The 13,451-nt window shown below is 69.4% G+C and carries 16 protein-coding genes; 12 read left to right on the top strand and 4 right to left on the bottom strand.

Annotated features, from left to right (window positions below; genetic code table 11):
* Nucleotide 1: 1 nt before the first annotated feature.
* Nucleotides 2–688 carry a hypothetical protein gene (locus tag OG947_RS19755; RefSeq protein WP_056442559.1) on the bottom strand — a complete coding sequence of 229 codons (687 nt, stop codon included), beginning with the start codon at nucleotides 686–688 and terminating at the stop codon, nucleotides 2–4.
* 74 nt (nucleotides 689–762) lie between these two features.
* Here OG947_RS19755 and OG947_RS19760 point away from each other — a divergent pair, with 74 nt between their 5' ends.
* The 11 genes from OG947_RS19760 to OG947_RS19810 all read left to right on the top strand — a co-directional run bounded on the left by OG947_RS19760 (nucleotide 763) and on the right by OG947_RS19810 (nucleotide 7,449).
* Nucleotides 763–1,611, top strand: a complete 849-nt coding sequence (locus OG947_RS19760; RefSeq protein WP_222650295.1) for a helix-turn-helix domain-containing protein — start codon at nucleotides 763–765, stop codon at nucleotides 1,609–1,611.
* The gene (locus OG947_RS19765; protein WP_027503826.1) at nucleotides 1,608–2,027 is read left to right on the top strand and encodes a VOC family protein; all 420 of its coding nucleotides are present in this window, start codon (nucleotides 1,608–1,610) and stop codon (nucleotides 2,025–2,027) included. The genes OG947_RS19760 and OG947_RS19765 overlap by 4 nt, the downstream gene beginning before the upstream one ends.
* Before the next feature lie 141 nt (nucleotides 2,028–2,168).
* On the top strand, nucleotides 2,169–2,390 hold the full coding sequence (gene infA, locus OG947_RS19770; protein ID WP_005140011.1) for a translation initiation factor IF-1: 222 nt from the start codon (nucleotides 2,169–2,171) through the stop codon (nucleotides 2,388–2,390).
* A 99-nt stretch (nucleotides 2,391–2,489) separates the two neighbouring features.
* Nucleotides 2,490–2,603, top strand: coding sequence for a 50S ribosomal protein L36 (gene rpmJ / locus OG947_RS19775; protein WP_009679193.1), 114 nt, complete (start codon nucleotides 2,490–2,492; stop codon nucleotides 2,601–2,603).
* Nucleotides 2,604–2,776: 173 nt separating this feature from the next.
* Nucleotides 2,777–3,151 (top strand): 30S ribosomal protein S13, encoded by a 375-nt coding sequence (rpsM, locus tag OG947_RS19780; RefSeq protein WP_027503825.1) that lies wholly within the window; start codon nucleotides 2,777–2,779, stop codon nucleotides 3,149–3,151.
* Entirely contained in the window at nucleotides 3,151–3,564 is a 414-nt protein-coding gene (gene rpsK / locus OG947_RS19785) for a 30S ribosomal protein S11 (RefSeq protein ID WP_027503824.1), read from the top strand. Before rpsM ends, rpsK begins: the two co-directional genes overlap by 1 nt.
* 20 nt (nucleotides 3,565–3,584) lie before the next feature.
* Complete coding sequence (rpsD, locus tag OG947_RS19790) at nucleotides 3,585–4,190, top strand: 30S ribosomal protein S4 (protein WP_027503823.1); 606 nt, start codon at nucleotides 3,585–3,587, stop codon at nucleotides 4,188–4,190.
* A gap of 114 nt (nucleotides 4,191–4,304) precedes the next feature.
* A complete protein-coding gene (locus OG947_RS19795; RefSeq protein WP_027503822.1) occupies nucleotides 4,305–5,366 on the top strand; it encodes a DNA-directed RNA polymerase subunit alpha in 1,062 nt (353 codons plus the stop codon).
* A 39-nt stretch (nucleotides 5,367–5,405) separates the two neighbouring features.
* The gene (gene rplQ, locus OG947_RS19800) at nucleotides 5,406–5,993 is read left to right on the top strand and encodes a 50S ribosomal protein L17 (protein ID WP_027503821.1); all 588 of its coding nucleotides are present in this window, start codon (nucleotides 5,406–5,408) and stop codon (nucleotides 5,991–5,993) included.
* Nucleotides 5,994–6,055: 62 nt separating this feature from the next.
* On the top strand, nucleotides 6,056–6,895 hold the full coding sequence (truA, locus tag OG947_RS19805; protein ID WP_222628666.1) for a tRNA pseudouridine(38-40) synthase TruA: 840 nt from the start codon (nucleotides 6,056–6,058) through the stop codon (nucleotides 6,893–6,895).
* A gap of 11 nt (nucleotides 6,896–6,906) precedes the next feature.
* Nucleotides 6,907–7,449 (top strand): NADPH-dependent FMN reductase, encoded by a 543-nt coding sequence (locus OG947_RS19810; protein ID WP_328812683.1) that lies wholly within the window; start codon nucleotides 6,907–6,909, stop codon nucleotides 7,447–7,449.
* Here the strand turns inward: OG947_RS19810 and OG947_RS19815 are convergent.
* Nucleotides 7,414–9,054, bottom strand: a complete 1,641-nt coding sequence (locus OG947_RS19815) for a type VII secretion protein EccE (protein ID WP_328812684.1) — start codon at nucleotides 9,052–9,054, stop codon at nucleotides 7,414–7,416. The genes OG947_RS19810 and OG947_RS19815 overlap by 36 nt on opposite strands.
* Nucleotides 9,055–9,170: 116 nt before the next feature.
* Between OG947_RS19815 and eccB the strand changes: the two genes are divergently transcribed.
* A complete protein-coding gene (gene eccB, locus OG947_RS19820; RefSeq protein WP_328812685.1) occupies nucleotides 9,171–10,559 on the top strand; it encodes a type VII secretion protein EccB in 1,389 nt (462 codons plus the stop codon).
* Here eccB and mycP read toward each other — a convergent pair.
* Nucleotides 10,544–11,863: a type VII secretion-associated serine protease mycosin gene (gene mycP / locus OG947_RS19825; protein WP_328812686.1), complete on the bottom strand. Its 1,320-nt coding sequence runs from the start codon at nucleotides 11,861–11,863 to the stop codon at nucleotides 10,544–10,546. The genes eccB and mycP overlap by 16 nt on opposite strands.
* Before the next feature lie 44 nt (nucleotides 11,864–11,907).
* Nucleotides 11,908–13,386 carry a type VII secretion integral membrane protein EccD gene (eccD, locus tag OG947_RS19830; protein ID WP_328812687.1) on the bottom strand — a complete coding sequence of 493 codons (1,479 nt, stop codon included), beginning with the start codon at nucleotides 13,384–13,386 and terminating at the stop codon, nucleotides 11,908–11,910.
* Nucleotides 13,387–13,451: the final 65 nt, after the last annotated feature.

Below are 13,451 nucleotides of genomic sequence, written 5' to 3' on the forward strand. Positions count from 1 at the left end.
GTCAGGCGTCCGGCTCGACGACGCCCGGTGCGTCCTGCCACCGCGCCGGCGGCGGCCCGAAGGCGTCCCGTGCATTGGTGACGACGCCTTTGCCCAAGGCGCGGTTGCCGGCTCCGCCGATGACGGCTCCGATGCCCGCGGGCAGCAGCGTGCCGAGCATGACCGCCCCTCGCTTCGCGGCGTACTTGGCGACGAACTTGCGGACGAGCCGCTTGTTCAGACTGCCGAGGTTCGCGCCGGGGATCCCGGCGGTGAGCACGCGGCCCACGTTGCCGCGGCCGAGTGTCCTGCCGACGATCTCCCGGCCGGACTCACCGAGAGCGACCGCCAGCACCAGCGCACGCCGCTGTTCGTGGTCGTGCACGGCGATGCCGTGGACAGCGGCCACCGACAGGGTGAGCAGTGCGGAGGCCTCGACGAAGAAGGCCGTCTCGGTGCCGACGGCAGCGACCGACGCGACGGTGCCGATGCCGGGCACCGCGGCGGTGGCCCCGGCAGCCCCGCCGCTTCCCGTCACGGCGTTCAGGAACGTCTTCTCCAGGCGACCGATGATCTGCGCCGGCGACTCGGTGGGATGCGCGCGGCGTATTCGCCAGACGTACTTCTCGACGGCGGGGCCCTGCAGTCGGCTCCCGTTGTCGAGGATCGACACCAACGCCTTCTCGACGCGTCCTGGATCCTCGGCCATCGATCGGTCCTCCTCGTCCGCAGCGTGTGCACGAATGCCGTGCGGCCTCGCTCGTACCGTTCTACCGTGTGCCCATGACAGCCGTGTCGGACGGCGCGACCGCGGTGCCGTCGCGGCCACTCCGCGGCCTCGTGCGTCGCTACGAGGGGTACCGCCTCTCCGGCTTCGCGCCGGGCTCGCACGTCGGCATGCCGTCCGTCGACCTGACGATCATTCTGCCGATCGGGCCACCGCTCACGATCTCCCGCACCGCGATGGCGGATCAGCGGCCGGGGGAGTTCGGTGCCCTCGCGTCGGGTCTGGGGACCGAACCCGTCGTGATCGAGCACGACGGCGAGCAGCACGGTGTCCAGATCACGGTGACGCCGGCGGGGTGCCGCGCGCTGCTCCACGTCCCGCCCGCCGAGTTGCGCCAGTACATCGTGCCGTTGGAGGACCTGCTCGGGCGCGATGCCGCTCGGCTTCTCGACGGCGTGCACGCAGCGACCGGATGGCGTGAGGCATTCGCGCTGCTGGACCGCACGCTGTGCGCGCGACTGGGCCGGGCCCCGCAACCGGATGCCCGGCTGGAGCGGGCGTGGGCGCGGACCACCGGCCCCACCGCGATGTCGGTGGAGCAGGTCGCCGCGGAGGTCGGATGGAGCCGTCGACGCCTCGAGACCGCGTTCGCCTCCGAGTACGCCGTCACGCCGCGGGACGCGGTCCGGCTGGGGCGGTTCGCCCGAGCGCACGCGATGCTGCGGGTGGCCGAACCGCCCCGGCTCGCCGAGGTGGCGTCGGTCTGCGGCTACTTCGACCAGGCACACATGGCACGGGACTGGCGCGCGCTGGCGGGATCGGCGCCCTCGGTGTGGCGTGCGAACGAGGTGTTCGCATCCGTACAAGACGAGCGCACCTCCGCGGCGACAGGATCGACGGCATGACCGAGACACAGCACACCGAGACCACCCCGACCGTCGTCTGGCCCGCACTCCGCTACGACGACGCGCGTGCCGCGATCGCCTTCCTCGTCGACGTCCTCGGCTTCACCGAGGCCGCCGTGTACGGCGAGGGGGAGCGCGTCGACCACGCCGAGCTCGTCCGCCCCGGCGGCGGAGCCGTCATGCTCGGCTCGGCGCGACCGGACAGCACCATCGCGGGCCTGCCGCCCGGAGTCGGCGCCGTCTACGTTGCCGTGGGACAGGACGAACTGACGCGACTGCACGATCGCGCGCGCGAGGCCGGCGCCCGTATCGTGGAACCCCTGCGCGACGAGGACTACGGCGGCCAGGGTTTCACCTGCCTCGATCCCGAGGGAGTGCACTGGTCCTTCGGCACCTATCGGGGCCATTCGGGCTGATAGTGCTCCGCGCCTGTCGACGGCTGGTTTGGCCTGCTCGCTCCGACCCGGTAACATGGAACGTCGGTGCGTTCACGCGTGCCTGCACGAAGTGTGGTTACGAGACGTCAATCAGGTGTGCAAACCAGGATCGCGGAGGATATGGCAAAGAAGGACGGCGCAATCGAGGTCGAGGGCCGAGTAGTCGAACCCCTGCCCAATGCGATGTTTCGCATCGAGCTGGAGAACGGTCACAAGGTGCTCGCTCACATCAGCGGCAAGATGCGGCAGCACTACATCCGCATCCTCCCCGAGGATCGCGTCGTGGTCGAGCTGTCTCCCTACGACCTGACACGCGGGCGGATCGTCTACCGCTACAAGTAGTCAAGAGTCCCCGGTTCCTCGCGAGCCGGGGATCAACCATGTCCGAGGTTCGACGGGTTCGCGCGTGATCCTCGGACGCGACCAGGAGATCGAACAGACGTGAAGGTCAAGCCGAGCGTCAAGCCGATCTGCGAGAAGTGCAAAGTGATCCGCCGTAACGGCCGGGTCATGGTGATCTGCGACAACCTGCGCCACAAGCAGCGTCAGGGCTGATCAACCCCCCTCTCGAAGATCTACTTGGCTCCACATGCCAGAAGAAGACCTCCCAGCACCAGCTGCCCACACGCGGGTAGTACACCCCCGGCCGCGGAGGCCGGGGCCCCGAGCACCACATGTATGGGGACGGACTGGGAGCAGACCTCCGCACGAATGAAGGAAAACGCCACATGGCACGTCTAGCCGGTGTGGATCTTCCGCGCGAGAAGCGCATGGAGATCGCACTCACCTACATCTACGGCATCGGCCGTACCCGTTCGCAGGAGATTCTCTCCGCCACGGGCGTCAGCCCCGATCTCCGGAGCAAGGACCTCACCGACGAGGACCTGACCAAGCTCCGCGAGTACATCGAGGAGTCGCTCAAGGTCGAGGGCGACCTGCGCCGCGAGGTGCAGGCCGACATCCGTCGCAAGATCGAGATCGGCTGCTACCAGGGCCTTCGCCACCGTCGTGGTCTGCCCGTCCGTGGACAGCGCACGAAGACCAATGCGCGCACCCGTAAGGGACCGAAGCGCACCATTGCCGGCAAGAAGAAGGCGAAGTAATGCCCCCGAAGTCACGCACCTCCGGTCCGAAGAAGACCCAGAAGACGCGCCGCAGGGACAAGAAGAACGTCCCGCACGGCAGCGCTCACATCAAGAGCACGTTCAACAACACGATCGTGTCGATCACCGACCCGTCGGGCAACGTCATCTCGTGGGCGTCCTCGGGCCACGTGGGCTTCAAGGGCTCGCGCAAGTCGACTCCGTTCGCCGCTCAGCTCGCTGCCGAGAGTGCCGCGCGCAAGGCGCAGGAGCACGGCGTCAAGAAGGTCGACGTCTTCGTGAAGGGTCCCGGCTCCGGCCGCGAGACCGCGATCCGTTCGCTCCAGGCGGCAGGCCTCGAGGTCGGCACCATCTCCGATGTCACCCCCCAGCCGCACAACGGCTGCCGTCCGCCCAAGCGCCGTCGCGTCTAGCGGGAAGGAAGTAACAGAACATGGCTCGTTATACCGGACCCATCACCCGCAAGTCGCGTCGACTGCGCGTCGACCTCGTCGGAGGCGACCAGGCCTTCGAGCGTCGCCCGTACCCGCCCGGCCAGCACGGCCGCGCGCGTATCAAGGAGAGCGAGTACCTGCTCCAGCTGCAGGAGAAGCAGAAGGCACGCTTCACCTACGGCGTCATGGAGAAGCAGTTCTCGCTGTACTACAAGGAAGCGAACCGCCTCAAGGGCAAGACGGGTGAGAACCTGCTCCGCATCCTCGAGACGCGTCTCGACAACGTCGTCTACCGTGCGGGCCTCGCTCGCACGCGTCGTCAGGCACGCCAGCTGGTCACGCACGGCCACTTCTTGGTCAACAACAAGAAGGTCGACATCCCCAGCTACCGCGTCTCGCAGTACGACATCATCGACGTCCGAGAGAAGTCGCTGAGCACGCTGCCTTTCCAGATCGCCCGCGAGACCTACGGCGATCGTCCCGTTGCCGGTTGGCTGCAGGTCGTTCCGAACCGTCTCCGCATCCTGGTCCACCAGGAGCCGGAGCGTTCGCAGATCGACATCCCGCTGACCGAGCAGCTCATCGTCGAGTACTACTCGAAGTAGGGCGCTTCGCGCCCCGTGCGCCTTTTGCGTATCTCCCGATACGCACAAGGCGCACGGGGCCGTAGGCCACATCCCGAGCGTCAAATAGCGGACGCTCTTCCCAGGAGGACATCAATGCTCATTTCTCAGCGACCCACGCTGACCGAAGAGGTCATCGCTGACAACCGCTCGAAGTTCGTCATCGAGCCCCTCGAGCCTGGCTTCGGGTACACCCTCGGCAACTCGCTTCGCCGCACGCTTCTCTCGTCGATCCCCGGCGCTGCTGTCACCAGCATCCGTATCGACGGCGTTCTGCACGAATTCACCACGGTCCCCGGCGTGAAGGAGGATGTCACCGACATCATCCTGAACCTCAAGGGTCTCGTCGTGTCCTCGGAAGAGGACGAGCCGGTCACCATGTACGTCCGCAAGCAGGGCCCCGGCACTGTCACCGCAGGCGACATCGTTCCTCCGGCCGGCGTCACCGTGAACAACCCGGATCTGCACATCGCGACCCTGAACGACAAGGGCAAGCTCGAGATCGAGCTCGTCGTCGAGCGTGGCCGCGGATACGTTCCGGCTGTTCAGAACAAGGCGTCGGGCGCCGAGATCGGCCGTATCCCGGTCGACTCGATCTACTCGCCCGTGCTGAAGGTGACCTACAAGGTGGAGGCCACCCGCGTCGAGCAGCGCACCGACTTCGATCGGCTCGTTCTCGACGTGGAGACCAAGAACTCCATCACCGCGCGGGACGCGCTCGCCTCGGCGGGCAAGACCCTGGTCGAGCTGTTCGGGCTTGCCCGTGAGCTCAACGTCGAAGCAGAAGGCATCGAGATCGGACCCTCGCCCGCCGAGGCCGATCACATCGCATCCTTCGGTCTGCCGATCGAGGATCTGGACCTCACCGTCCGGTCCTACAACTGCCTCAAGCGCGAGGGTGTTCACACCGTCGGCGAGCTGGTCGGCCGTACCGAGTCGGATCTGCTGGACATCCGTAACTTCGGACAGAAGTCCATCGACGAGGTCAAGGTCAAGCTGCACTCGCTCGGCCTCTCGCTCAAGGACAGCCCCGCGACGTTCGATCCGAGCACTGTCGCCGGATACGACGCCGCCACCGGTACCTGGAGCGACACCGACACCGCCGTGAGCGATGCCGACGGCGCCGAGCAGGACTACGCCGAGACCGAACAGCTCTGACGCACTCGCGTCCCGAGCTCTTGATCAGGAGAGATTGACATGCCCAAGCCCACCAAGGGTCGCCGTCTCGGCGGATCGGCGTCGCACCAGAAGGCGATTCTCGCCAACCTGGCGACGGCGCTGTTCGAGCACGGACGGATCACCACCACGGAGTCGAAGGCCAAGCGCCTCCGCCCCTACGCCGAGAAGATCATCACGCACGCGAAGGCCGGCTCGCTGGCTCACCGTCGCGAGGTCATGAAGGACATCCGCAACAAGGACGTCGTTCACACTCTGTTCGCAGAGATCGGCCCGCACTTCGCCGAGCGCGCAGGCGGCTACACCCGCATCATCAAGACCGTCCCCCGCAAGGGTGACAACGCTCCTCAGGCCATCATCGAGCTCGTTCGCGAGCAGACGGTGTCCAACGAGGCGGACCGTGCTCGTCGTGTCCAGGCATCGCAGGCCGCGCCTGCCGCCACGAACGACGAGACCGCCGCTGACGAGGCTGCATCCGATCAGAACGTCGTCGAGGCCGTCGAGGCCGAGGCAACCGACGCTCAGGTCGAGAATGCAGACGCTGTCATCGAGGGTGTCGAGGCAGAGGACGCTCACGCGGCCAACGCCGATGAGGCAGACAAGAAGTAAGAGTGTCCTCGGACTCTCTGGGCGAGCCCGTCACCCCTTCCGGGGGTGGCGGGCTCGCCCGTTTGCGTCTCGATGTCGCCTACGACGGCACTGCCTTCGCCGGCTGGGCTCGACAACGCGACCAACGGACCGTGTGCGGTGTGCTCGAGCAGCGACTGTCCGCCATCTTCGGTACCCCACTCGAGCTCACCGTGGCCGGGCGGACGGATGCCGGCGTGCACGCCGAGGGCCAGGTCGCCCACGTCGACGTGCCGCGAACCGCGTTGGCCCGCATCGATCCTCGCGATCCCGACCGCGCACCCGACCCGTCGTTGCTGGTGCGGCGACTCGCGCGTTTCCTGCCGACGGACGTCCGCGTCCTGCGTGTGACGTTCGTGTCCGACGATTTCGACGCCCGGTTCTCCGCACTGCGGCGGCACTACGAGTACCGACTGTCCACCGCGCCCTACGGAACTCCGCCCCTCCGAGCGGGTTTCGTGGTGCCGTGGACCCGCACACTCGACGTGGCGGCGATGCAGGAGGCGTCGTCGACCCTCGTCGGCCTCCACGATTTCGTCGCCTTCTGCAAGCGCCGTGACGGTGCCACCACCGTGCGGGAGCTGCAGCGCTTCGACTGGGTGCGGGACGGAGACGATCTCACCGCGCACGTGAGCGCGGACGCGTTCTGCTGGTCGATGGTGCGTTCCCTGGTCGGGGCGATGCTGGCTGTGGGCGAAGGACGCCGTGACCTGACGTGGGTACGCGGCCTGCTGGGAGCCGGTGCGAGGTCGAGTTCGATCACCGTGGCCCCGGCGCACGGCCTGTCGCTGGTGCGTGTCGACTACCCGGTCGATGCGGAGCTGGCCGATCGCAGTCGCACGACCCGGGCCACGCGATCGTTGCCCGGTGCCTGCTGCGGCTAGCCTCTTCAGGCATGGCTCCTGTTCTCGGCGTGATCATCGGCTCGGTCCGGACGGGGCGTGTCGGCCCCACAGTGGCTCAGTGGTTCGTGCGCCGCGCCTCGGCGGACGGGCGATTCGAGGTCCGGGTACTCGACCTCGCGGATGTCGTTCTGCCGATGGATCTCTCGGGTGGCCCCGGTGTCGACGAGCTGACCCGCTGGGTGGACGGCTGCGATGCCTTCGTGCTCGTCACTCCCGAGTACAACCACGGTTGCCCGGCATCGCTGAAATTGGCACTGGACTCGGTGAAGCTCGAATGGCGTGGCAAGCCGGTGGGTTTCGTCTCCTACGGCGGCACGGCCGGGGGAGTGCGAGCCGTGGAGCAGCTGCGTCTGGTGGTCGCGGAGCTGCACATGGCATCCGTGCGCGACGCCGTGCTGTTCCCCCGAGTGAAGAAGGCGTTCGACGCGCACGGCGAGACGTCCGACGGTGCCGCGATCGATGGCGCACAGCGGATGATCGATCAGTTGCTGTGGTGGTCAGAGCGCGCCGGGCAGCCCTACCCGCGCGGCTGAGCCCGGTCGTGGGAGACCCCGCGGTCGACCGATGGCCTCGGTCTCGGCCGCGGTGGTGACGAGGCGCAGGGTGATGCTCCGCGACGCCATCGTCAGGGACACCTCGTCGGTGACGTCCGGGGACTGGTCGATGACGATGTCGGTCCCGCCGGTCGACGAGGCACGGTTCACCCGCAGCACCGTTCCCGGTACCGGAGTCGGTCTGTCTCCGGCATGATCGGCGACCACCAGATCCACCGCGGTGCCGGACTCGACGTCCGACACGGGAGTCACCACCGAGAGGGTGCCCGAATCCGCCACCGCGACGGCGAGATGGCGCCATGCATGGGGTCGGTCGGTCATCACCAGGACCACCGCACCGACGGCCACGGCGCGGAAGACGATCTGGTGGACCACGTACAGCTCGCCGTGGACGTCGACGGTGTGGACGTCCCTTCCGAACAGTCGTGCGGTGACCGTGGTTCCGTCGGAGTCGACACCGACGACCTGACCGCATCCCGCGACCGGCAGCACGAGGGTGCTCCACTGCGCTCCCTCGACGGGGTGCGTGGGCGTCGCCGGCCGGGCGGTCGACACGAGGACGTCCTCCAGGCCCTGTCGATGCAGGCCGTCGAGCGTGCTGGACCCCGCGACCCGGATCGATCGGCGCTGCGGAGATTCGGCCGACAGGTAGCCGTAGGTCGCCGTCGCTTCGGTGGTGGTCGAGAGAGCCGCCCGGACGGCGAGACTCGTGACGTCCGCGTCGTGATCGCCGATCGAGTCGACCGCCGCCGCGGTCCAGGCGGACGGTGCGAGCCGCCGGGAGCGCCAGGTCGATCCGCCGAGCCGGGCGAAGCGCCACTGCGGACGGACGTGACGGAGGGGAGCCCCACTCGTCACCAGAAGATCCGCCGCACGGATCTGATCGGCGGTGAGAAGGCTGCCCACGAGACCGTGGGTGCGCAGGACGTGCTGCAGTCGGGCCATGGTCGTGGCGAGCATCTGCACCGACCCCGCAGCAGTTCCGCCCCGACGCGCCGCGGCCGTCTCACCCTCGTGGACATCGGTCGAGAGGGAGAGGAAGGTTCGCCGCCGCGCCACCGACGCGAGCGGTCCGGCCATGGACAGGTAGGAGTCCGCGGCGCGGCGACCCCGTGCCGGACGCGTGCCGACGGAGGTGACACCCAGGTGGGTGGGCGCGTCCGTGCCCTGCGACAGTCGGTCGACGAGGTCGCGGAGCGGCACCACGGCATCGGGTGTCGCACCGCGTGAGCCGACCGTCGACCATCCGGCCGCAGCCGGTTCGACGTGGAGTTCCGCGACGATCGTCAGGTCGGATCCGTTCCACACCACACCGATCGGACCGCCGGGACGATCGAACGACAGCACCGTGCGCGCGGGTACCGGTCGATGCGCGAGAAGCCGTGGCCACGCCGAGAGGTGACCCACGACAGGACGCCCGTCCCGGGGGAGGCAGAGTCCGATCACGACGACCACTGCGGCCGTGATCGCCCATCGTGCAGGCACTCCCGACGTCGTGAGCGCGACGGCCACGCCGAGCGCCACTGCCTGCGACACCACGACGTCGCGTGCGGCCGTCATCCCCGGGCGAGTCTCGGACACCATGGCTCCTTCTCTGCGGTCGTTGTACTGTGCCCTCACGCGGGACCCCTCCATCGGGTCCGGCGTGTCCGGCGGGGGGCCGGGCCGCGTCGCCGCGGCACCGAGGGCAGGGGATATCGATGGCAGGAACACCGACCACGCGATGGCAGATCGGTGCGCATCGGTTCTCTGTGAGACGGCTCGATCACGCACTGGTCCTGGGTGACACGTCGATGCGGCACGAACCGCTGCGATCGACGGCGCGGGCCTCCGGGGTCGGCGTCGTCGTGGCGGTCCTGATCCTCGCCGGTTGCGCCGCGCTCGCCTTCGTCCGACCGGCCGCACGTATCGGTGATGCCGTGATCGTGCTGGACGACGAGAGCGGCGCTCTGTACGTCGTCGAGGACGACACGCTCCACCCCGCGTCCGATCTGGCGTCCGCCCGGTTGTTCGCCGGTCGGCCGGACGAGCCCACCGCGGTCGGTCCGGACGAGATCGCTCGACGCGCCCGAGGCGCCGCGATCGGTATCGGCGGTGCGCCGCAGGCGCTTCCGGTCACGACCGGTGCGATGGTCTGGTCCGTGTGCGAGGAGTCGGACAGCGGCACGACCGATGTGACCGTCGAACCGGTGGGGACGCAGTCCGTCGCACCGCGTCGCGCACTCGACCCCGACGACGCGCTGGTGTGGCGCCGCGACGGCGTCGACTACCTGGTGCACGGACAGGTGCGCGCACGGGTGGACCTGCAGAACACCGCCGTGACCCGAGCCCTCGGCCTTGAGGACGCGGTACCCACTCCGGTGTCGGCGGGGCTCTTCGACGCGGTGCCCGAAGCGCCGGAGATCGTGACCCCCACGGTGATCGGGTCGGGCGCTGCTGCCCCGTACCCGATCGGGGGTCGGCCCGTCGGATCCGTGGTGACGGTCGATCTCGGGGATCGCAGCGAGCACTACGTCGTTCTGCAGGACGGCGTGCAGGCGATCGGAGCGGCCACCGCGCAGCTGCTGCGCTTCTCCGATTCGGCCGGCCGGGTGGGTGTCGACGCCGTCCCGCCCGATGTGATCGCTCGGGCTCCGAGAACCGCTGCACCTCTGGCGGTCGACACGTTTCCGGAGCGACCACCGATCATCGTGACGGGCGGCGACGCCACCTGCGTGGAGTGGGTCGGGCCGGACGACTCGACGGGGCGCGGGGCGCAGACGAGGATGACGATCGGTGCGACTGCCGACGCGCGCGCCGTGACGCTGGCCGGGGCGGACGGTGCAGGGGATGCGCTGGACACCTTCTTCGTGGCACCGGGGTCCGGGCTGTACGTCGCCACCACCGGGCAGGCCGCCGACGACCCGCGCCGCGATTCCGCCTTCTACGTCGCCGACACGGGAACCCGCTTCGGCGTCCCGTTCACGCAGGACGCAGAGGCACTCGGACTCGGCGATCCGGCACCGGCGCCGTGGCCCGTCGTGGGACTGCTGCCGACCGGTCCGGCGCTGACCGTCGATGCGGCCCGTGTGGGTCACGACGGGTCCTGACGCCGGACCACCGCGCGTACCGCCAGTGCGCCGGACACGAGCAGCAGGATCCCGACGGAGGACGCCAGGGCGAGTAGTGCGTCGCGACGGTCGGTGACCGGCGGTGTCGTGCGCGGGTACAGTCGCACGGACGCGTCGTCACCCCGTGCGACCGCGCTGCCCGTCACCGCCGCCACCGGATCCAGACTGCCGTGGCCGACAGCCGAGTCCCAGTCACCTGCCGGTGAGTGCGCCGTCGTCACGATGCGGTCGACGACATCTGCCGCGGACAGCTCCGGATGACGCGCCCGCACCAGGGCGGCCGTCGCGGAGACGAACGGTGTGGCGAAACTCGTTCCCGTGAAGGCTGTTCGGCGCCCCTCGTCGTCGAGGGTGCCGTCGGCCAGACCGGTACCCGTGGCACCGAGGGACGTGACCTCGGTACCCGGAGCCGCGACGTCGACCCACGGCCCGTTCAAGCTGAACGACGACGGCCGCCCGTCCGGGTCCAGCGACCCCACGGTGAGGACGTACTCGTCGAACCACGCCGGCGACGCGAGAGTCACCGGCAACGCCGTGTCTCGTCCGTCGATGCCGCGGATGAGGTCGTTCTGCGTCCGGCACCGACGGCCGTCCAGATTCCCCGCAGCTGTGACGATCACGGCATCCCTGTCCACCGCGGCGTACCGCACGACGGCTCCCAGTGCGCCGTCGCCCATCGACGATCCAGCGCTCGCACAGGCGACCTCCGAGATGTTGACGACGTCCGCGCCCGCGTCGACAGCGGTGCGGATCGCCGCGGCCATCGACTCGACGTCGCCGTACCCCGCCGAGGTGGAACCGTTCTCGTCGGCCTCCCGCTCCGAGGACGTCGCGGCGAAGGCTGCACTGGACTGACGAATCGAGAGGATCGTGGCGTCCGGCGCTCCGCCGGCGAAGCCGGATCCCGGGACCGGCCGAGCAGCGATGAGTCCGGCGACGACGGTGCCGTGTGCATCGCAGTCCTCGAGCCCGTCGCCCGTCGAGACGTAGTCGCCGCCGGCGCGCAGAGTCGGGAGGAGCGGATGTGGTGCGACCCCGGTGTCGATGACGGCGATGATCTGACCTGCGCCTCGGGTGAGGCTCCACACGTCCGAGAACCGGAGCGTCCTCTGAGCCGCGGGTACCACCGCCGTCACGGGCGCCTCGGAGACGGCCGCGCACCGGGTGCGCTGCTCGGTCGGTTCGGACGGGGCCGCGGCAGTCGGCTCGGGGAGCAGTCCGGGATCGATCAACGGTGTGTCCGCGGCTGCCGTACCCGTCGTGGGCAGGGCCAGAACGACCATTGCTGCGACGAGACATGCGGTCACCCCTGGTCGTCGCTGAGCCGTCACAGGCCGCGCGCTGCCGAGTAGGCCCCGACGACGAGACAGACGAGAGGAACGATCGAGACCACGACGGCGAGTTCGGCCAGTTCGGCCGCCCGGCGCGCGACGGGGGAGAATCGCCGACCCGGCGCGACGACACCGATCAGGATCGCGAGGACGCCGACCGCCACCGCAGCCCCGGTCCACCACGGCCACAGGTCGGCGCGTGTGGACGCACCGACTGCGAGGACGACGAGGACGACCGCGACACCCGCGGTGACAGCGACGGCGCAGCGCAGACGATCGACACCCACGCGGCCCCGGCAGCACAGGACGGAGGCGATCGCGGCAGCGGCAGCGAGTCTGCCCGGATCGACGGTCGCGGCGATGTCGTGCGTGGCCACGACGATCGCCCCCATCGAGGCGAGCAGGGACAACCCCGTCGTGTAGCCGGTCAGGTACTGCTGAGCTGTGCGAGCACGTTCCGCGACGACGTCGACGTCGGCGAGAGCGGACTCGTGTGCGGCGACGAGGGCGGCTTCCGACGGCCGCGTCGGCGGTCCCTCGTGTCCCGGGTGGTCGAGACGAGCGCCGGCATCGGCGAGTGGTACCGGGGGAAGGCGTATTCCGGCTCGTGCGGCCGACAGTCGCGGGGCGCGGGTGAGCGCCAGGGTGCACACGCCGGCGGTGACCGCCGCGATCGTCACGGTGGGCACGTCACTCAGCGCCTCGACAGCAGCGGCGACGGCGCCCACGAGGCTCACGGTCGACACCGCGGTGAACGTGGCGCGTCCCTCGCGGCCGGCGACCATCGAGGTGACGACGGACGCCGTCGCGCTCAGCGCGAATCCGAGCACTGCGTCGGCCGCGGCATCCTGGCCGGGAACGAGCATCGTGCCCGCGGCGAACGCGAGGAGACACCCGGTCGACCTGAGACCGAAGCTCAGGGCCGAGGGGACGCGCGCCGCGGTGCACACACACGCGGCCACGACGGTGAGCAGCGCGAGGACGGCGAGACTCGCTGCCGCAGGGACTCCGCTCGTTCTCGTCGCGGTCCATCCCGCGGTCGCCAGTGCCGCCGTCGACACGACGGTGGCTGCGACGACCGAGTCGGACCGGGTCCACGAGTGGCCGTTGCAGAGAACGGCCACCGCCTCCGTCAGATCGTCGAAGACCGGCGGTGAGGACTCTCGTCCGCGGTGGAGAACCAGCACGTCGCCGTCCCGAACACCGTTGTCCAGCAACGAGAGACGCGCGTCGAGCGGCACTCCCACCATCGTCGAGAGCGACCGTGGGCCCGGCGAACGATCCGAGTCCGCGCGCTCGTCGATCAGCGCCGTCAGAGCGGGCACCGTCGCGGCGACGGCGACTCCGCCGGGAACCGAGACGTCCACCTCGACGTCCCCCGTGATCACGGTGATGCGCAGCACGGCCGGCTCGATCCGGCGTACCGCGGATTCGCGCGTCGTGGACAGCGGCGCAGCGGTCGGCGCGATGGTCATCGAAAGTCCCCCCGAACTCTCTTCCCGCGGTCGCACCGCGGGTCGTGCGAGCACTATAGGTCAGT

It is taken from the genome of Rhodococcus sp. NBC_00297 (assembly GCF_036173065.1).
Classification (GTDB): Bacteria; Actinomycetota; Actinomycetes; order Mycobacteriales; family Mycobacteriaceae; genus Rhodococcoides.

Excerpts from the sequence above, each read along its gene's own strand:
- rpsM (WP_027503825.1), top strand. The coding sequence starts at position 2,777 with ATGGCACGTCTAGCCGGTGTGGATCTTCCGCGCGAGAAGCGCATGGAG.
- mycP (WP_328812686.1), bottom strand. The coding sequence starts at position 11,863 with ATGGTCGTTCTGGCCCTGCCCACGACGGGTACGGCAGCCGCGGACACA.
- OG947_RS19815 (WP_328812684.1), bottom strand. The coding sequence starts at position 9,054 with ATGGTGTCCGAGACTCGCCCGGGGATGACGGCCGCACGCGACGTCGTG.
- rpsK (WP_027503824.1), top strand. The coding sequence starts at position 3,151 with ATGCCCCCGAAGTCACGCACCTCCGGTCCGAAGAAGACCCAGAAGACG.
- OG947_RS19765 (WP_027503826.1), top strand. The coding sequence starts at position 1,608 with ATGACCGAGACACAGCACACCGAGACCACCCCGACCGTCGTCTGGCCC.
- rpsD (WP_027503823.1), top strand. The coding sequence starts at position 3,585 with ATGGCTCGTTATACCGGACCCATCACCCGCAAGTCGCGTCGACTGCGC.
- rplQ (WP_027503821.1), top strand. The coding sequence starts at position 5,406 with ATGCCCAAGCCCACCAAGGGTCGCCGTCTCGGCGGATCGGCGTCGCAC.
- eccD (WP_328812687.1), bottom strand. The coding sequence starts at position 13,386 with ATGACCATCGCGCCGACCGCTGCGCCGCTGTCCACGACGCGCGAATCC.
- OG947_RS19760 (WP_222650295.1), top strand. The coding sequence starts at position 763 with ATGACAGCCGTGTCGGACGGCGCGACCGCGGTGCCGTCGCGGCCACTC.
- OG947_RS19755 (WP_056442559.1), bottom strand. The coding sequence starts at position 688 with ATGGCCGAGGATCCAGGACGCGTCGAGAAGGCGTTGGTGTCGATCCTC.
- OG947_RS19795 (WP_027503822.1), top strand. The coding sequence starts at position 4,305 with ATGCTCATTTCTCAGCGACCCACGCTGACCGAAGAGGTCATCGCTGAC.
- eccB (WP_328812685.1), top strand. The coding sequence starts at position 9,171 with ATGGCAGGAACACCGACCACGCGATGGCAGATCGGTGCGCATCGGTTC.
- infA (WP_005140011.1), top strand. The coding sequence starts at position 2,169 with ATGGCAAAGAAGGACGGCGCAATCGAGGTCGAGGGCCGAGTAGTCGAA.
- OG947_RS19810 (WP_328812683.1), top strand. The coding sequence starts at position 6,907 with ATGGCTCCTGTTCTCGGCGTGATCATCGGCTCGGTCCGGACGGGGCGT.